At 62.9% G+C, this 17944-nt stretch carries 14 protein-coding genes and 1 other RNA gene; 9 read left to right on the top strand and 6 right to left on the bottom strand.

Translation table 11 applies throughout. The features are described 5' to 3' along the window. Positions 1 to 175: 175 nt before the first annotated feature. Both RC54_RS01510 and RC54_RS01505 read left to right on the top strand, forming a co-directional pair. Entirely contained in the window at positions 176 to 421 is a 246-nt protein-coding gene (locus tag RC54_RS01510; RefSeq protein ID WP_156425788.1) for a hypothetical protein, read from the top strand. A gap of 250 nt (positions 422 to 671) precedes the next feature. Beyond that, on the top strand, positions 672 to 956 hold the full coding sequence (locus RC54_RS01505; protein ID WP_006465510.1) for an HU family DNA-binding protein: 285 nt from the start codon (positions 672 to 674) through the stop codon (positions 954 to 956). 168 nt (positions 957 to 1124) lie between these two features. Here RC54_RS01505 and RC54_RS01500 read toward each other — a convergent pair whose 3' ends face one another. Both RC54_RS01500 and rnpB read right to left on the bottom strand, forming a co-directional pair. Next, positions 1125 to 2285, bottom strand: a complete 1161-nt coding sequence (locus RC54_RS01500; protein WP_061789484.1) for an enoyl-CoA hydratase/isomerase family protein — start codon at positions 2283 to 2285, stop codon at positions 1125 to 1127. A 75-nt stretch (positions 2286 to 2360) separates the two neighbouring features. Continuing rightward, an RNA gene (gene rnpB, locus RC54_RS01495) (RNase P RNA component class A) lies at positions 2361 to 2695 on the bottom strand. Positions 2696 to 2877: 182 nt separating this feature from the next. On the opposite strand from rnpB, the gene RC54_RS01490 reads away from it, so the two are divergent. Both RC54_RS01490 and RC54_RS01485 read left to right on the top strand, forming a co-directional pair. Beyond that, a complete protein-coding gene (locus RC54_RS01490) occupies positions 2878 to 4143 on the top strand; it encodes a D-amino acid dehydrogenase (RefSeq protein WP_061789483.1) in 1266 nt (421 codons plus the stop codon). 86 nt (positions 4144 to 4229) lie between these two features. Further along, positions 4230 to 4991, top strand: a complete 762-nt coding sequence (locus RC54_RS01485; protein WP_061789482.1) for an HpcH/HpaI aldolase family protein — start codon at positions 4230 to 4232, stop codon at positions 4989 to 4991. A 104-nt stretch (positions 4992 to 5095) separates the two neighbouring features. On the opposite strand, the gene RC54_RS01480 is transcribed toward RC54_RS01485, so the two are convergent. The 3 genes from RC54_RS01480 to RC54_RS01470 form a co-directional block, all read right to left on the bottom strand. After that, positions 5096 to 6109: an aldo/keto reductase gene (locus tag RC54_RS01480; protein WP_061789481.1), complete on the bottom strand. Its 1014-nt coding sequence runs from the start codon at positions 6107 to 6109 to the stop codon at positions 5096 to 5098. A gap of 57 nt (positions 6110 to 6166) precedes the next feature. Beyond that, the gene (locus RC54_RS01475; protein WP_061789480.1) at positions 6167 to 7171 is read right to left on the bottom strand and encodes an AraC family transcriptional regulator; all 1005 of its coding nucleotides are present in this window, start codon (positions 7169 to 7171) and stop codon (positions 6167 to 6169) included. 299 nt (positions 7172 to 7470) lie between these two features. Further along, positions 7471 to 8484, bottom strand: a complete 1014-nt coding sequence (locus tag RC54_RS01470; RefSeq protein WP_058893985.1) for a LysR family transcriptional regulator — start codon at positions 8482 to 8484, stop codon at positions 7471 to 7473. A 145-nt stretch (positions 8485 to 8629) separates the two neighbouring features. On the opposite strand from RC54_RS01470, the gene RC54_RS01465 reads away from it, so the two are divergent. The 5 genes from RC54_RS01465 to RC54_RS01445 all read left to right on the top strand — a co-directional run bounded on the left by RC54_RS01465 (position 8630) and on the right by RC54_RS01445 (position 16285). Next, positions 8630 to 9628, top strand: a complete 999-nt coding sequence (locus RC54_RS01465) for an alpha/beta hydrolase fold domain-containing protein (protein ID WP_058893984.1) — start codon at positions 8630 to 8632, stop codon at positions 9626 to 9628. Between the two features lie 10 nt (positions 9629 to 9638). Next, entirely contained in the window at positions 9639 to 10835 is a 1197-nt protein-coding gene (locus RC54_RS01460; RefSeq protein ID WP_061789479.1) for an efflux RND transporter periplasmic adaptor subunit, read from the top strand. 102 nt (positions 10836 to 10937) lie between these two features. Further along, entirely contained in the window at positions 10938 to 14171 is a 3234-nt protein-coding gene (locus RC54_RS01455; RefSeq protein ID WP_061789478.1) for an efflux RND transporter permease subunit, read from the top strand. A gap of 33 nt (positions 14172 to 14204) precedes the next feature. Next, positions 14205 to 15719: an efflux transporter outer membrane subunit gene (locus RC54_RS01450; protein WP_061789477.1), complete on the top strand. Its 1515-nt coding sequence runs from the start codon at positions 14205 to 14207 to the stop codon at positions 15717 to 15719. 62 nt (positions 15720 to 15781) lie between these two features. Next, positions 15782 to 16285: a DUF1993 domain-containing protein gene (locus RC54_RS01445; protein WP_061789476.1), complete on the top strand. Its 504-nt coding sequence runs from the start codon at positions 15782 to 15784 to the stop codon at positions 16283 to 16285. A 98-nt stretch (positions 16286 to 16383) separates the two neighbouring features. On the opposite strand, the gene RC54_RS01440 is transcribed toward RC54_RS01445, so the two are convergent. Next, the gene (locus RC54_RS01440) at positions 16384 to 17868 is read right to left on the bottom strand and encodes a SulP family inorganic anion transporter (protein WP_174526095.1); all 1485 of its coding nucleotides are present in this window, start codon (positions 17866 to 17868) and stop codon (positions 16384 to 16386) included. Positions 17869 to 17944: the final 76 nt, after the last annotated feature.

Here is a 17944-nt window from a genome sequence, read left to right as displayed (position 1 = left end):
GAAAATGAAGGACTTAGCATTTATATTGAAAGTGCAACCTGAGCTTTACACATGTGTTTGTCGTCAGAATTGCGTAACGGCGCGGATTTGCGCCGCATGAGAGAGTCCGCGTGCGCAATTTCGGGGCAGCGCTCTCTGGCAGAAATGAGGCAATCCAGCACCTGCTGATTTGCAAGTGACTGAAGAAACCGACATGGATTTTGCGGTGCAACTTAAGTTCACTCAAGATCGCAACAAGCGTAAAAAAATTGTCCCGCTCTCTGCCTGCGAGAAGTCCATGCCCCCTCGGCCACGCATCGAAGGCTGTGGAAAAGTCGATCGCAGGGATGGGCTAGCCCTAAAAAGCCTGGGTGAAGTGGCAAGAAAACAGCGAGTGACGACGGGGCCACCCAGAATCTTCATCAAATTCTTCGTCAAATGAATGGTCGGAAGCGTTTTTGTTTTGACTTCCGCGGCGGGCACCTTTTACTATCCGTGTCTTTGGGAAGATCGATGTGCAAAAACGGGGCTGACATGGCCCGTGTGCAGGTGTTGGAAAACACCGCGATTTTTTTCAATCAAAAGGTCGGTTCCGAGCAGGCCAGATCGGCTGAAAACGCAGATAGGGCTTGCGGATCCGCCTCATTCCAGTGCTAAAATCTGGGCACCTTAACAGTGAAAGGAATTTTAAAGTGAACAAATCTGAATTGGTTGACGTTATCGCCGCCGACACCGAGATCTCCAAGGCAGCAGCCCAGCGCGCGCTGGACTCCGTCATCGAGAACATCATCAAGGCCGTGACCAAGGGCGATACCGTGCAATTGGTTGGTTTCGGTTCCTTCTCGACCGGCAAGCGCGCTGCTCGCACCGGCCGTAACCCGCAAACCGGCGAAGAAATCAAGATCGCCGCTGCTACCACCGTGAAGTTCTCGGCTGGCAAGGCTTTCAAGGAAGCCGTGAACAAGAAGAAGAAATAATTTCACGCTTCACGCATTTGAATGCCATGAACCAGGTTCATGGCATTCAAATCGAGGCCGATCCTGGTGGTCGGCCGTCTCGTCCCAAATCTCCCGCAGTCTTTCCGCAATTCCCCCCCCGCTATCTCCTCACCACGACTGACATGCGCAACGCCGCACCGGCCAGCTTCAAGCCCCCAAGTCGGCCAAGGGATGATGCTCGCGCGACCACGGATCGGTGAAGAAACCTTCCACCCACTGCGCCGTGGCACTAGTCAGCGAAGCCGGATTCCATTGCGGCTTCTGGTCCTTGTCGATGATCAGCGCACGAATACCCTCGACGAAATCGGGCCGCGCCGCGCAATGCAGCGAGACTACGAATTCCAGCCGGAACACCTCTGCCAGCGACAACGGACGCACGCGCTTTTGCAAGGCGTAACCCAGCCAGGCCGAGCCCGGCGCACCCGCACGCAAGGTCGCCTGAGCCTTGTTCAACCAGGCATCATCGGTCTGCAGTGCGAGGATGCCCTCGACGATTTCCGGTAGCGTAGGCCGGCGACACAAGGATTCGATCAGATCGAAATGAGACCGCAGGTTGGAAGCAGCAAAAGCTGCTGTCCCGTCCTGCAATGACGACGCCTGGGCGGCTGCCAGGACGCGATCGAGCAGCTCGGCATCATTGCCCGCGCCCCACGACTGCACGAGCAGCGCATTGATCACCGCCTGCTTGCCCGCGTGCGCCACCCGGTAATCGGCCAATCCCGCGAAGAGCGCATCGCTGGCGTTGAGGTTGGCACCGGTCAGCGCCAGGAAGATGCCGGTCTTGCCCGGCATACGCGCCAGGAACCAGCTCCCCCCCACGTCTGGATACAGCCCGATGGTAATTTCCGGCATCGCCAGGCGCGACTTTTCGGTCACCACCCGATGGCTGCAACCGGCCATCAGCCCAATGCCGCCGCCCATCACGATGCCATGCCCCCAGCACAGGATGGGCTTGGCAAAGCTGTGGATAAGATAATCCAGGCGATATTCCTGCTCGAAGAACTCGGCCGCGTAAGTATTGGCGCGGATGTCGTCACGTTCAGGCGAAGCATGATGCTCGCGCATGGAGCGATAGAGCTGCTGCAGATCGCCGCCGGCACAGAAAGCCTTTTCACCCTGCGCCTGCAGGATCACCATGGCCACGCCGGGATCGGCCTGCCACCGTTGCAGTTGCGGGGTCAGCAGTTGGACCATCTCCAGCGAGATGGCGTGCAGGGTCTTTTCGGAAGCGAGGGTGGCGATGCCGATGCGGCGGCCATTGATGGCCGTCAATTCTTCGAACAGCACGGGTGCGGCGGATTGGTTCATGGGTCTCCTGGGGTAGCGTCTCTTGCGCGTACCCGCAGTGCCCGCGGGCCGCAGTCTTGGGGTGGTGATGAAATTCAATGAAGCAGGCCGGTAGGCCGGATTCTGTTACGGCGGGAAACCCGCTATGACAGCCATTCCTCTAGGCGACGGATCGCTCCGCCGCTCAAGCTTTCTACCCGCACGCTCCGCGAGCCACATCAACGCGTGCCTATTTGAAATTGCTCCGGGTGGAGGTTACCGCGTTTCACCGTAACTTAATACGCTCGTCTCTGTGGCCCTATTCCTCGCCTTATACCGGCTTGCACCGGCTTTCGGCGGACGGCCGTTAACCGTCACCCTGCTCTATGGAGTCCGGACCTTCCTCCCGCCGCCTCCTTGCGAAGGCGGCCAGCGGCTGTCTGGCCTGCATCGGGCGCTATTGTAGCGCAGCATGGCCGCTCACCGCAGAAGAGCCAGTGCAAAACCGCTGTGCGTGCACGCAAAACTTCATGCCGATTCGGCATGTGACACCTGCGCGGCTCTTCGGTAGTCTGCTGCTGATCCGCCGCAGGCCAGGTGCCGCGCGGTTTCTGACTGACTCTGACGAAATACCATGCATATCTGCGTATTGGGCGCCGGCGTGATCGGCGTAACCACTGCCTACCGTTTATTGCAGGATGGCCACCAGGTCAGCCTGATCGATGCCCACGAACACCCCGGCACCGGCACCAGCTACGGCAATGGCGCTCAGTTAAGCTACTCCTACGTGGCACCGCTGGCCGACCCGTCAGTCTGGTCCAAATGGGCTTACTACCTGTTCAGCAAGGATTCGCCGCTGACCATCCGACCCACCGCCGACGCCGCGCAATACCGCTGGCTGCTCGGCTTCCTGCGCTGCTGCAACAGCCCTCGCGTGCGCCAGACCACCATCGACCTGCTGAAACTGGCCTTCTATAGCCGCGACCAGCTCAACCAATGGAATGAACGCCTGCAACTCTCTTTTGACTACCAGCGTTCCGGCAAGCTGGTGATGTTCACCGATGTCCAGGGGCTGGATGCGGCAGCCCGCCAGGTGCAATTCCAAGCCCAATATGGCTGCCAGCAGGAAGTGCTGAGCGCAGCCGATTGCCTGCGCATCGAACCGGCCCTGGCCGGCTCGCAACGTGCATGGACAGGCGGGGTCTACACCCCCAGCGAAGCAGCCGGTGACTGCCCGCAATTCTGCCGCGCACTGGTGAGCGCGATGCAGGCCGATCCAAATTTCCGCTTCATCGGCAACACCCGCGTCACAGCCGTGCGCCGCGCCGGCCGCGCCCTGCGTGCGGTCCAGGCCGGCGAGCAATGGCTGGAGGCCGACCGCTTCGTACTGGCGCTGGGCGCCGACAGTACCGACTTCGCACGCCAGCTCGATCTGCGCTTGCCGCTCTACCCGCTCAAGGGCTACAGCATCACGGTACCGCTGGAGGATGAGGCCAGCCGCGCCGCCGCGCCGCAGGTCTCCATTACCGACATCGCCAGGAAGATCGTCTATGCCCGCCTGGGTCAGCGCCTGCGCGTGGCCGGTCGCATCGAACTGGTCGGCCAGGACCGCCGCATCCCGCAGGCGGCCATCGACCAATTGAAACACGGAATGCGCGAGCTCTTCCCCGCCTGCACGCTGGGCGAAGAGGCCACGCTCTCGCCCTGGATGGGCTTTCGCCCGGCCACCCCGAGCGGCGTCCCCATCGTCGGCGCCTCACCCGTCGACAACCTCTATCTCAACCTTGGCCAGGGCGCGCTGGGCTGGACCCTGGCCTGCGGCAGCGCGGCGCTGCTGGCCGACCAGATCGCCGGCCGCAAGCGCGCCATTGACGATGCGCCCTTCCAGTACCGCAGTTGAAGAAGTTTCAAGCCAGAAGCGCGCATCAGGACTTAACATGGCGCATGGCCGGCGCCCCTGCCGGCCTGATCCAAGGGAGATGAACGATGCGGGAAAACCGTCTGCGCACCCTCTTCGCGCACAAGCAACTGGCCCTCTGCGGCTGGGTATCGATGGGCAATTCGCTGCTGGCCGAAGTCATCGCCCACAGCGGCTACGACGCGGTCACGGTCGACCTGCAACATGGTCCGTTCTCCATCGAGTCTGCGCTGCCCATGCTGCAAGCCATCTCCAGCACCTCCGCAGTACCGCTGGTACGCTGCTCCGAAAACAGCCTCGGTGAAATCAACAAGCTCCTCGATGCCGGCGCCTATGGCGTGATCTGCCCGCTCATCAACACGGCCGACGATGCAGAACGCTTCATACGCGCCTGCCACTACTCCCCGCGTGGCGGCCGCAGCTTCGGCCCGGCGCGGGGCCTGCTGTATGGTGGTGAAGATTACTTCAAACACGCCAATACCACCGTCCTGACGCTGGCCATGATCGAGACGCGCGAAGGCTACGCCAATGCCCAAGCCATCCTCAAGGTCCCCGACCTGGACGGCATCTTCATCGGCCCCAGCGACCTGGCCATCGAACTGGGCCTGGCCCCGGACGCCTACGACGACCCCCGCCTCAACGACGCCATCGAGCATCTGCTGACCCTGGCCCGCACGCTGGGCAAGTATGTGGGCATCTTCGCCGGCAGCATGGACATGGCCCAGCGCATGAAGGACATCGGCATGGACCTGGTGGTGCCGGGGACGGATATCCAGCAGATCAAGGCGGAGGGGGTGCGGCGGGTCAGTGCGTTGCGCGCAGGTACTTGATTTGATTCCAACCATGCGTTGACCTGACTGTCGAACACACCAACAACAAAGCGGATCAAGCCTTACGGCCTGATCCGCTTGACAGGGACTCTGGCACTTCCCTCTTAGAAATCAACCCTGACCATCCGCCCAAAGAATGGATAATTAGGATCGTTATACCCATGCGTAGACGCATGACCCGGCCTCACAAGGCTATCCACCAACGCCTCTTCCTCAGCAGTGATCTGCAGTTCCGCCGCGTCGTAGTAATCCTCCATCTGCGCCAGCGTGCGCGGTCCGGCAATGACGCTGCTGATGGCCGCATTGGCCAGCACCCAGGCGGTAGCGAACTGGCCCAGTTTGATGCCACGTACTTCGCAATGCTGTTGCAGCCGCTGCGCGATCAGCAGTGACTCTTCGCGGAATTCGGTTTCCATCATGCGCTTGTCGCCCCGCCCTGCACGGGTGTCTTCGGGTGGCTTCTGGCCGGGCTGGTATTTGCCGGTCAGCACGCCACGCGCAATCGGGCTATACGGCACCACGCCCAGACCATAGTGGGCGCAGGCCGGCAGGATTTCCACCTCGGGCTGGCGGTTCAACAGGTTGTAATAGGGCTGGCACACCAGCGGCAGCGGCACGTTGTTCTTCTCGCACAGACGCACGATCTCGGCGATGCGCCAGCCACGGAAATTGGAGACCCCGAAGCCACGGATCTTGCCTGCGCGGATCAGGTCGCCCAGCGCCTGCACGGCTTCTTCCAGGTTCTCATCCTGATAGTCGCGGTGCATGTAGAGGATGTCGAGGTAATCGGTATCCAGGCGCTTCAAGCTGTTCTCGGTCTCGCGCACGATCCAGCTGCGCGAGTAATGCGATTCATTGGGCTTGCCACTCATGGCATTGCCCAGCTTGCTGGCCAGCACCCATTCATGGCGCTGCCCGGCCAGCAGCTTGCCGACGATTTCCTCGGACTTGCCCTTGGTGTAGACGTCGGCGGTATCGATGAAATTGACGCCGTGCTCGCGGGCCGAGGCGATGATGCGGCCGGATTCCTGCAGGTCGGTCTGGTCACCGAACATCATGGAACCCAGGCACAGGGCCGATACCTTGAGATTGCTCTTGCCGAGGCGACGATAGTGCATGGTCTCTCCAATGAAAAGGGATGTGGATAACTTAAGTGCGGCTGATCTTGCCGGCGCTCACAGAACCGGGGCTTCCTCTTCCTGCCAGCGTCGCTTGTCACGCAGCGGCGGCGCACCGAAGAGGCGACTGTATTCGCGACTGAATTGCGAAGAACTTTCATAACCCACGCGATGAGCGGCAGTGGCCACGCTGGCGTCGGCGGTCAGAATCAATTTGCGCGCCTCCTGCAGACGCAGGTTCTTCTGGTATTGCAGCGGGCTCATGGCCGTCACCAGCTTGAAGTGATGGTGCAGCGACGACACGCTCATGTGTACATCGCGCGCAATGTCCTCGATGCGCAGCGCCTGGTCGTAACCGTCCTTGATGAGCCGGATGGCCTTGGCCACACGGTTCATCTGGCTATCCTGCAGGACGGTCTGGCGCAGCAGCGCCCCCTGGCCATTCATGAGCAGGCGATAGAGGATCTCGCGCCGTATCATCGGCGCCAGGATGGGCACGTCGCGCGGCGACTCATGCAGGCGCAACAGGCGCAGCACGGCATCGAGCAGATCGACGTCGAGCCGGTTCACATACAACCCGCGTGCGGCGCCCTCGTTGAGATGGGCCGCGGCGGGCAGGTTTTCATCGCCGATCAGTTCGCCGATTTCCTGGGTGTCCAGTTCCAGCCGCAAACCCAGGTAGGGTTCATCGGGGCTGGTCACCATCACCTTGCCCACCACCGGCAGGTCCACCGAAGCCACCAGGTAATGCATGGGATCGTATTCGTAGATTTCATCGCCCACGAAGATACGCTTGGAACCCTGCGCGATCACCGCGAACACCGGCTTTTGTACTGCGTGCTTGGGGCCGCTGGGACAGGTGATGCGATAGATTTCCATGGCGGGAATGGCGGTCTGCAACATCCCTTCGGCACCGGTGGTGTAACGCTGCAACAGTTGTAGCAACTCCTGCTGCATGGCGGTAAAACGCGTATCGTCGGCCACACTCTGCGCGACGGTATCGATCTCTTGCACCAGCGTCAGCGGGGAGGAATCATGGACAGGGTGTAAATCGAGCTCCATAGGCTTCTCTCAATGAAGGACAGACGCGACTGTAGCGCGCGCCGGCGATTGCCTGATCCTCCGTCACCAGCAATTGGAGAATCAGGCAAGAAGTTTGCAGGATCGGGTATGTCATCCGACGAATGCGCAGAAGCATCATCACACCAACTCGCCGCCAGCCTGATGACAATGCCCGTCACCCTTGAAGCTGCGCACCCCATGCACAGAGAATCAGGCAGGAAATCGGCAGCTTTCGGCACGCATAAATAGCGCCCCACCCTGCATAATCCTGGCCGAACCCAATCAGATCATCAATCCAGTCAGAACACGCTCTCGGCCATGTTGTACTGCTCCACCACATTGCGCACGGTGGTGGATTCGGGCTTGTCGACGAAGCGGCATTCGCTCTCTTCCATGCCCATGGTGCAGGCCTTGTGCAGCGGACAGGTGGCAAACAGTTCGGCCACCCAGTCGACGAAGGCGCGCACCTTGGGCGAGAGATGGCGGTTGTGCAGATACACCACCGAGATCGGCAGCGGTGCCGGTTTCCACTGCGACAGCACCTCCACCAGGCGACCTTCATCGATGTGGCGCGTGACCATGTACAGCGGCGCCTGCACCATGCCGAAGCCTTGCAGCGCGCACTCCACGTAGGCATCGGCATCGTTGACGGAGAGTTTGCCGTCCATCTTCACCTCGCGGCTGACGCCATCGACCACGAAATCCCAGTCGATGGTGCGCCCGGTGCGGCTGGAAAAGTAATGCACCGCCTTGTGCTGCTGCAGATCGTCCAGCGTATGCGGCACGCCGTGGCGCTCCAGATAAGAAGGCGCGGCGCAGGTCACGGTCTGGAAGGTGCCGATGCGGCGCGCCACCATTGAGGAATCCTGCAATTGACCGATGCGGATGACGCAATCCACCGCTTCCTGCACCAGGTCCACCGGGCGGTCGCCCATGCCCATGAGCAGTTCGATGTCCGGGTACTTGGTATAGAAGTCGCACAGGTTGGGCAACAGCATGAGGCGACCGATGGAGCCGGGCACGTCAATGCGCAGGCGTCCTTGCGGTCCACGCGTGACGTTGCGGAAGGATTGTTCGGTCTCATCAACGTCGGCCAGGATGCGCACGCAGCGCTCGTAGTAGGCCGCGCCATCGGGCGTGAGGCTGATGCGGCGGGTGGTGCGGTTCAACAGGCGCACCTGCAACAGGCTCTCCAGCCCCTGGATCAGGGTGGTGACGGTGGTGCGCGGCAGGTTCAGGTTGTCCGCGGCGCGCGTGAAGCTGTTGGCATCGACCACAGCGGTAAAGACTTGCATGGCCTGGAAACGATCCATTGCTCTCTCCTTGGTGCCGGATGCCCGGTACGGCGCCGGGACGGCAAGCGGGGGCAGGACTTCGCAATGCACAGCAGGCGCCGCCCCCGGCGCGCCGAATGGTTCACTCATTGCCTACAAATTACTCACCGAATGAGGCCACATCATGAAGCAATTTCCCATCTCGATTGTTCAGAATGACCGAACAGTGTTGTTGGATTATAGGTGTTTATTCGACACCCTGCTGTGGCGCACAATCCGCCTCATTCTTGGACAAGTGGCTTCGGCCCAGGCGCTCATCATGCACGGCTCACCTACGCTGGACATCCGCAATTTCTTCGTTCCCGGCCCGCTGGGACGCATCCCGGTGCGCCTGTACCAGCCGGCGGCAGTGTCCGCCAAGGGCAAAAAACGTCCGTTGGTGATGTACTTCCACGGCGGCGGTTTCACCAGCGGCTCGCTCGATGATGCCGATGCCCCGGCCAGTTTTATCGCACGGCACAACCAGGCCGTGGTGCTCTCGGTGGGCTATGCCCTGGCGCCGGCCAAGCCCTTCCCGGCCGCCCCCGAAGATGCCTTCGCCGCTGCCACCTGGGCCTGCAAGAACGCCGCCGAGCTCAACGTCGACCTGGAGCGCATGGTGGTGGCCGGTGATGACGCCGGTGGCAGCCTGGCCGCCAGCCTCACGCTGATGACCCGCGATCGCTGCGGCAAGCCATTGGCCGCCCAGGTGCTGATCAGCCCGATGCTGGACCCGAGTATGCGTCTTCTGGGTGACGCCACCCGCCTGCAATCGGATGTCACCGCCGAGACCTGCGCGGCCAGCTATCGCCAGTACCTGCCGCAGACCATGCAGCGCCTGCATCCCTATGCCGCGCCATTGGAAGTGAGCCGCCTGGCCGGCCTGCCGCCGGCCTTCATCGCCACCGCCGAGCGCGACGTGCTGTGCCCGGAGGCCGAGAAATACGCCTCCAGCCTGATCCGCGCCGGCGTGCCTACGCAGGTCTCGCGCTTTGTCGGCATCACGCATGGGGCCCTGCGCACACACCTGCCCTTGCTGACCGAGATCGTCAATTTCCTGCGCTGCCGCTTCGCCCGCTTGCGAGGCGATGCCGCGCCCCCTGAATTTCTGCCGTATCCGCTTCAACCCTCCACTTCACTCTGAGGATAAGAAAATGAATACTCCTGCCCCACTGCGCAAACGCTTCGCTCTGACCGCCACGGTCCTGGCCGTCATCGCCCTCTCGGTCGGTGGCGCCATCTCGGTGGTGGGCCTCTCGGCCAACGCCACCACCGCGCCAACTGCCGCTGCAGCCGGCGCCCCGGTGGATGTGGCTGAAGTGGTCCAGCGCCAGATCATCGACTGGCAATCCTATTCCGGCCGCATCGAAGCGGTCGATCGCGTTGAGGTCCGCCCGCTGGTCGGTGGCACCCTGACCGCTGTCCACTTCAAGGATGGTGCGCTGGTCAAGAAGGACGACCTGCTCTTCACCATCGACCCGCGCCCCTATGAGGCCGAAGTGGCCCGCGCCGAGGCACAACTGGCTGGCGCCGAAGCCCGTGCCGGCTATACCGCCTCGGACCTGGCCCGTGGCCAGCGCCTGCTGGGTGACAACGCCATCGCCAAGCGTGATTTCGAAGAAAAGCAGAACGCTTCCCGCGAAGCCGTCGCCAATGTCGCCGCTGCCCGCGCTGCCCTGCGCGCAGCGCGCCTGAACCTGGAATACACCCGCATCACCGCACCGGTCTCGGGCCGCATCTCGCGCGCTGAAGTCACGGTGGGCAACGTAGTGAACCCTGGTGCAGGCAATGCGCCGCTGACCACGCTGGTATCGGTGGCCAAGGTCTATGCCTCCTTCGACGTCGATGAACAAAGCTTCCTGAAATACGTCAACCCGGCGCGCGCAGCCGGTACCACGGTGCCGGTGGAACTGGGCCTGGCCAATGAAGACGGCTATTCGCGCCAAGGCCGGGTCGGTTCGGTCGACAACCGTCTGGACACCGCCTCCGGCACCATCCGCGTGCGCGCCATCTTCGACAATGCCGATGGCCAACTGGTCCCGGGCCTATATGCCCGCGTGCGCCTGGGTGGCGGTTCGCCCCATGCCGCGGTGCTGATCGATGAAAAGGCCATCGGCACCGACCAGGACAAGCGCTTCGTGATGGTGGCCGACAAGAACAACCACGCCAGCTACCGTCAGGTGGTGGTGGGCGCCGGGCATGACGGCCTGGTGGTGATCGAAAAGGGCTTGCAGCCGGGTGAGCGCATCGTGGTCAATGGCCTGCAGCGTATCCGTCCGGGTGACGCCATCACCCCGACCGTGGTGCCGATGCAGGCGCAGGCCACCGCGCCTGACGTTGGCAAGGCCTGATCCGCCCGCCACCCTCACTCGCATTCAAGGAAGAACAAGTCGCAGGGGCTGCAAGGCCCGCTGCCAGGGCGTTTGCATCCTGACGACTGACAAGGAACCTACATGAACATCTCCAAATTCTTTATCGACCGCCCGATCTTCGCGGGCGTGCTGTCGGTACTGCTGTTGCTGGGCGGCGTGCTGGCCATGCTGCAGTTGCCCATCTCCGAATACCCGGAAGTGGTGCCACCCTCGGTGGTGGTGCGCGCGCAGTATCCCGGTGCCAACCCCAAGGTGATCGCTGAAACCGTGGCCTCGCCGCTGGAAGAGCAGATCAATGGCGTGGAAAACATGCTCTACATGCAGTCCCAGGCCAATAGCGACGGCAACCTCACCATCACCGTCAACTTCCGCCTGGGGGTGGACCCCGACAAAGCCCAGCAACTGGTGCAGAACCGCGTCTCGCAAGCCCTGCCGCGGCTGCCGGAAGACGTGCAGCGGCTGGGTGTGACCACGCTCAAGTCCTCGCCCACGCTGACCATGGTGGTGCACCTGACCTCGCCTGATAACCGCTACGACACCACCTACCTGCGCAACTATGCGGTGCTCAACGTCAAGGATCGTCTGGCGCGTATCCAAGGTGTGGGTGAAGTGGGCCTGTTCGGTTCGGGCAATTACGCCATGCGGGTCTGGCTCGATCCCAACAAGGTAGCGCAGCGTGGTCTGACGGCCAGCGATGTGGTGCGTGCCATCCGCGAGCAGAACGTGCAGGTGGCCGCCGGTGTGATCGGCGCTTCGCCCAGCTCGCCGGAGACACCGCTGCAACTGTCGGTGAACGCCCAGGGTCGCTTGAAGACTGACGGCGAATTCCGCGACATCATCCTGAAGGCTTCGCCCGATGGCGCCACCACCCGCCTGGGCGACGTCGCCCGCGTGGAACTGGCTGCCTCCGAATATGGCCTGCGCTCGCTGCTGGACAACAAGCCGGCCGTGGCCATCCCCATCTTCCAGGCGCCCGGTGCCAATGCGCTGGAGGTCTCGACCCAGGTGCGGGCGGCGATGAAGGAATTGTCGGCCGACTTCCCCAGCTCGGTCAGCTACAGCATCGTCTATGACCCGACCCAGTTCGTGCGCGCCTCCATCGAAGCGGTAGTGCACACCCTGCTGGAAGCTATTGCGCTGGTGGTGATCGTGGTGATCATCTTCCTGCAGACCTGGCGCGCCTCCATCATTCCGCTGTTGGCCGTGCCGGTGTCGATCATCGGTACCTTCTCGCTGATGCTGGGCTTTGGCTACACCATCAATGCGCTGTCGCTGTTCGGCATGGTGCTGGCCATCGGGATCGTGGTCGATGATGCCATCGTGGTGGTGGAAAACGTGGAGCGCAACATCAGCGCCGGCCTCTCGCCGCGTGAGGCCACCTATCGCGCCATGCAGGAAGTCTCCGGCCCTATCATCGCCATTGCCCTGACGCTGGTCGCAGTGTTCGTGCCGCTGGCCTTCATGACCGGCCTGACCGGCCAGTTCTACAAGCAGTTCGCGATGACCATTGCGATCTCTACCGTCATCTCGGCGTTCAACTCGCTCACGCTCTCGCCGGCCCTGGCGGCCCTGCTGCTCAAGGGCCATGGCGACAAGCCGGACTGGCTGACGCGCCAGATGGACCGTTTCCTGGGTGGCTTCTTCATCGGCTTCAACCGCTTCTTCAATCGCGCTTCCGACAATTACGGCGGCGGCGTGACCGGCGTGATCAAGCGCAAGGGCGCCACCATGGGCGTGTACGTGCTGCTGCTGGCAGCCACCCTGGGTGTGTCCTACATCGTCCCCGGCGGCTTCGTGCCGGGCCAGGACAAGCAATACCTGGTGGCCTTCGCGCAACTGCCCAATGGCGCCTCGATCGACCGCAGTGAAGAAGTGATGCGCAAGATGAGCGACATCATGTTGAAGGAACCCGGTGTGGCCAGCGCCATCGCCTTCCCCGGCCTGTCCATCAACGGTTTCACCAACAGCTCTTCAGCCGGCATCGTCTTCGTGGGCTTGAAGCCCTTCGAAGAACGCAAGAGCAAGGAACTATCGGGCAACGCCATTGCCGCTTCGCTGAACCAGAAATTCGGCAGCATCAAAGAAGCCTTCACCGCCGTCTTCCCGCCGCCACCGGTGATGGGCCTGGGCACGCTGGGTGGTTTCAAGATGCAGATCGAAGACCGCGGTGCGCTGGGCTACGCCGAACTGGACAAGGCCGCACAAGCCTTCATGAAGGCCGCCGCCAAGGAGCCGGCGCTGGGCCCGATGTTCTCCAGCTACCAGATCAACGTGCCGCAACTGGACGTGGAACTGGACCGTGTGAAGGCCAAGCAACTCGGCATCGCGGTCACCGACGTGTTCAACACCATGCAGATCTACCTGGGTTCGCTGTATGTGAACGACTTCAACCGCTTCGGTCGCGTCTATCAGGTGCGGGCCCAGGCTGATGCACCCTTCCGCGCCAAGGCCGAGGACATCGCGCAACTGAAGACCCGCAACGATGCCGGCGAGATGGTGCCGCTGTCTTCCGTGGTGAAGGTCAAGCAGACCTTCGGCCCGGAAATGGTGGTGCGCTACAACGGCTATACCGCTGCCGACATCAACGGTGGTCCGGCCCCCGGCTATTCCTCGGACCAGGCCCAGGCTGCCGCCGAACGCGTGGCTGCAGCAACCCTGCCGCGCGGCATCAAGTTCGAATGGACCGACCTGACCTATCAGAAGATCCTGGCAGGCAATGCCGGCGTGTGGGTGTTCCCGATCAGCGTGCTGCTGGTGTTCCTGGTGCTGGCCGCCTTGTATGAAAGCCTTACCCTGCCGCTGGCCGTGATCCTGATCGTGCCGATGAGCATCCTGGCCGCCCTGACGGGTGTGTGGCTGACCCGTGGCGACAACAACATCTTCACCCAGATCGGCCTGATGGTGTTGGTGGGACTGTCGGCCAAGAACGCCATCCTGATCGTGGAATTCGCCCGCGAACTGGAGATGCAGGGCCGCAGCGCCGTACAAGCTGCGATTGAAGCCAGCCGCCTGCGTCTGCGCCCGATCCTGATGACTTCCATCGCCTTCATCATGGGCGTGGTGCCGCTGGTGACCTCGACCGGCGCCGGTTCGGAAATGCGTCATGCGATGGGCATTGCGGTGTTCTTCGGCATGTTGGGCGTGACGCTGTTCGGGTTGTTCCTGACCCCGGTGTTCTATGTGCTGCTGCGTACCATCGACCGCCGTGCGCTGCACTCGGCCTCGCATCACGAAGCCCCGATGACGGCCGGTTCTCACGTCCCCCACGTCCCGCAAGTGAGCCACGCCGCCCCCGGCGCACAGGATGATCGCTGATCTGCGGATCAGCCCATGAATGGAGCAAGAACAATGATGACCCAATCTCTCACGATGACCCGCCTGCTGCGCCCGGTGCGCATCGGCTCGGCCCTGCTGGCGGCACTGCTGGTGCTGGCCGGCTGCTCGGTGGCCCCGACCTACGAGCGTCCCTCGGTGGATACCCCGGCCGCCTTCAAGGAAGCCGCGCCCACCACCCAGACCGGCGCGAACGGCAGCCAGTGGAAGACCGCCCAGCCGGCTGAAGACATCCACCGTGGCCAATGGTGGAAGATCTTCGGCGATGACAAGTTGAATGCATTGGAAGATACCGCCCAGCAAGCCAACCAGGATCTCAAGGCTGCCGCCGCCCGCCTCGGTCAGGCACGCGCCCTGACCCGCGATGCGCGTTCGGGCTACTTCCCCCAGGTGGATACAGGAGTCGGCGCCACCCGCCAGCGCACTTCGCCCGCCTCGCAAGGCTTACCGGCCGATGCCAATACACAACCATTCACTCTGTATCGCGCCCAAGTGAACGTTTCTTATGAGGTGGACCTGTTCGGCCGGGTCGCCTCCACGGTCGATGCTGCCACTGCCGACGCTCAACGCAGCGAGGCACTGTTCCACTCGGTGCTGCTGGCCTTGCAGGCTGACGTAGCACAGCAGTATTTCCAGGTACGTGAACTGGATGCCGCCGCCGAGCTCTATCGCGGCACCGTGGACCTGCGCCAGGAATCGCTGCGCCTGGTGCAGCGCCGTTTCGATGAAGGCGACATCAGCGAAGTGGATGTGGCCCGCGCCCGTGCCGAACTGGCCTCGGCGCAGTCGGAAGCGCTGGGCATCGCGCGCCAGCGCGCCACCGCCGAACATGCGCTAGCGATCCTGCTGGGCCGCACCCCGGCCGAGTTTTCGCTGCCGCCGCAACCGCTGACCCGTCTGGCCGTCACGGTACCCGCCGGCCTGCCCTCGACGCTGCTGGAACGCCGGCCCGACATCGCCGCCGCCGAACGCGCCATGGCCGCCGCCAACGCCCGCGTGGGCGTGGCCAAGTCGGCCTTCTTCCCCAGTCTGAACCTGACCGGTGGCCTGGGTTATGAGTCGGCGCAATTGGGTGACCTGTTCAACTGGTCCAGCCGCACCTTCCTGCTGGGTCCACTGGTGGGCACGGCCTTGTCGATGCCGATCTTTGACGGCGGTCGCCGCCAGGCCGGGGTGGATCGCGCACGGGCCAGCTATGAAGAGCAGGTGGCCACCTATCGCGGCACGGTCTTGAACGCCTTCCGCGAAGTGGAAGACAACCTGGCCAACTTGCGCATCCTGGATGAGCAGAACCGCGCCCAGGATGAAGCGGTGGCCGCGTCGACGCGCGCGGCGCACCTCTCGCACACGCAGTATCGCGAAGGCGCGGTGAGCTACTTCGACGTCATCGATGCCGACCGCACCGTGCTGCAACAGCAGCGCGCTTCGGTGACGTTGGATGGCGAGCGTGCACGTTCCACCGTGAACCTGATCCGCGCCCTGGGCGGCGGCTGGGGTGGACCGGACACGCAATTGTCCTCGGCCAAGTAACATGTCAGAGCTCTGACGACTAGTCCTCTCGTTCACTCACTCAACCAGAAACAGAAACCGTCATGTCCATTACTTTGTATCAGGTCAGCATCCCGATGCTGATCCACGGCCTCAACACCTTGTCCAGCCTGCTGGAGAAGGCCGAGCAACATGCCCAAGCACAGCAGATCGATCATCAGCAACTGCTATCGGCACGCCTGTATGAAGACATGTTGCCGCTGATCGGCCAGGTCCAGCGCGCCAGCGATACCGCCAAGGCCAGCGCCAGCCGCCTCTCGGGCGTGGCCGCACCGGCCTTTGCGGATGAGGAAGCCAGCTTCGACGACTTGCAGGCGCGCATCAACAAGACCATCGTCTTCCTCGAAGCAATCCCGGCCGATGCCATCAATGGCCAGGAAGAACGGGCCGTGACCATGAAGCTGCGTGGTGAGGAATGCACCATGACTGCCCAGCAGTACCTGACCGACTTCGGTCTGCCCAACTTCCTGTTCCATGTGACCACGGCCTACGCCATCCTGCGTAACCAGGGCGTGAAGCTGGGGAAGATGGATTTCCTGAATTTGTAGGCGGAGCCGGGTTGGTCCCGCAGCAAGATTTCCCGTGGTACTTTGGCCCGCCGTGCGCAAGCTGAGGCGGGCTTTTTTACGTCTGGCGCAGTGATGCGTCAGGCCACGTCCGGCAACCCGGCCCGCTGCAGCAACTGGCTGCAACGCTGCGACAGGGCCACCACGCGCAATACCTTGCCGGCGCGCACATAGCGCTCGGCCAGGGTCTGCACGGCGGCGATGGCGGAGTGGTCGGCCAGGCGCAGATAACGGCAATCCAGCGTGACCTGCTGCGGGTCATTCTGGGTATCGAACAATTCCAGGAAGCGGGTGGTGGAGGCAAAGAAGAGGGTGCCATGCGGCAGGTAGGTGCGGCTGCCGTCTGCCTCGTCGCGCTGCTCGGCGCGCACTTCGCGCGCGTGTTGCCAGGCGAAGTTGAGCGCGGCAATCACGATGCCGCACAGCACTGCCACGGCCAGGTCGGTGAAGACCGTGATGATGGTCACGGCGATGATGACCAACGCATCGCTCCTGGGCACCTTGCCCAGCACCCGCAGCGAACCCCAGGCGAAGGTTTCCTGCGCCACCACGAACATGACCCCGGCCAGCGCCGCCAGCGGGATGCGCTCGATGGCCGGCGACAGGAACAGGATGAACAACAGGATCATCACGCCCGCCACCACGCCGGACAGACGCGAACGGCCGCCCGAGCCAAGGTTGATCATGGTCTGGCCGATCATGGCGCAGCCGCCCATGCCGCCGAACAGGCCCGAGACGATGTTGGCCGCGCCCAGCGCCAGACATTCGCGGTTGGGCTGGCCGCGGCTGGCGGTGATTTCATCGGTGAGATTGAAGGTCAGCAGCGTTTCCAGCAGGCCGACGATGGCCATCAATACCGCATAGGGACCGACGATGCGCAAGGTCTCCAGGTTCAGCGGCACGCTGGGCCAATGCAAGGGTGGCAAGCCGCCGGCAATCTGCGCCATGTCGCCCAGGGTACGGGTGTGCAGGCCGCTGACGTAGGTCACCAGGCCGACCGTGAGGATGGCTGCCAGGGCTGGCGGGATGGCCTTGGTCACGCGCGGCAGCAGCCATACTATCAGCATGGTGGCCAGCGTCAGCCCGATCATGATGAGCAGGGCCGAGCCCTGCAGCCAATGCAGCCCGGAGTCGGTATGGAGGCGGAAATGTTCGAGCTGCGACAGGGCGATCACGATGGCCAGGCCATTGACGAATCCCAGCATCACCGGATGCGGCACCATGCGCACCAGCTTGCCCAGCCTGAGTGCGCCGAAGGCCAGCATGATCAGCCCCGACAGCACCACCGTGGCCAGGAAATATTGCGCGCCATGCTGCACCACCAGCGCCACGATCACTACCGCCATCGAGCCTGCCGCGCCGGAGATCATGCCGGGGCGGCCACCGAAGAGCGCGGTGATGGTGCAGATGAAGAAGGCGCCATACAAACCCATGAGCGGATTCAATTGCGCCACCAAGGCGAAGGCAATGCACTCGGGCACCAGGGCGAAGGAGGTGGTCAGTCCGGCCAGTACGTTCTGGCGCAGCTCGCGCAGGCGCGAAGGGGGAGTGGCGATGGTCGTCATGGGCAGGGAGTGAGCAGGCGCAGCCAGGGGCGCTGCGAAAAAAGAGAACGACAAGCGGTACATCAGGTGAGACACG

Source organism: Herbaspirillum rubrisubalbicans (assembly GCF_003719195.1).
In the GTDB taxonomy this organism is placed as follows: domain Bacteria; phylum Pseudomonadota; class Gammaproteobacteria; order Burkholderiales; family Burkholderiaceae_D; genus Herbaspirillum; species Herbaspirillum rubrisubalbicans.
The sequence above is the reverse complement of the archived record's forward strand: the minus strand, read 5'-3'. Positions and strand labels throughout refer to the sequence as shown.

Bases quoted from the DNA above. Each gene is read 5' to 3' on its own strand.
- RC54_RS01500 (WP_061789484.1), bottom strand. From the start codon at position 2,285: ATGAACCAATCCGCCGCACCCGTGCTGTTCGAAGAATTGACGGCCATC.
- RC54_RS01490 (WP_061789483.1), top strand. From the start codon at position 2,878: ATGCATATCTGCGTATTGGGCGCCGGCGTGATCGGCGTAACCACTGCC.
- RC54_RS01485 (WP_061789482.1), top strand. From the start codon at position 4,230: ATGCGGGAAAACCGTCTGCGCACCCTCTTCGCGCACAAGCAACTGGCC.
- RC54_RS01480 (WP_061789481.1), bottom strand. From the start codon at position 6,109: ATGCACTATCGTCGCCTCGGCAAGAGCAATCTCAAGGTATCGGCCCTG.
- RC54_RS01475 (WP_061789480.1), bottom strand. From the start codon at position 7,171: ATGGAGCTCGATTTACACCCTGTCCATGATTCCTCCCCGCTGACGCTG.
- RC54_RS01470 (WP_058893985.1), bottom strand. From the start codon at position 8,484: ATGGATCGTTTCCAGGCCATGCAAGTCTTTACCGCTGTGGTCGATGCC.
- RC54_RS01465 (WP_058893984.1), top strand. From the start codon at position 8,630: ATGAAGCAATTTCCCATCTCGATTGTTCAGAATGACCGAACAGTGTTG.
- RC54_RS01460 (WP_061789479.1), top strand. From the start codon at position 9,639: ATGAATACTCCTGCCCCACTGCGCAAACGCTTCGCTCTGACCGCCACG.
- RC54_RS01455 (WP_061789478.1), top strand. From the start codon at position 10,938: ATGAACATCTCCAAATTCTTTATCGACCGCCCGATCTTCGCGGGCGTG.
- RC54_RS01450 (WP_061789477.1), top strand. From the start codon at position 14,205: ATGATGACCCAATCTCTCACGATGACCCGCCTGCTGCGCCCGGTGCGC.
- RC54_RS01445 (WP_061789476.1), top strand. From the start codon at position 15,782: ATGTCCATTACTTTGTATCAGGTCAGCATCCCGATGCTGATCCACGGC.
- RC54_RS01440 (WP_174526095.1), bottom strand. From the start codon at position 17,868: ATGACGACCATCGCCACTCCCCCTTCGCGCCTGCGCGAGCTGCGCCAG.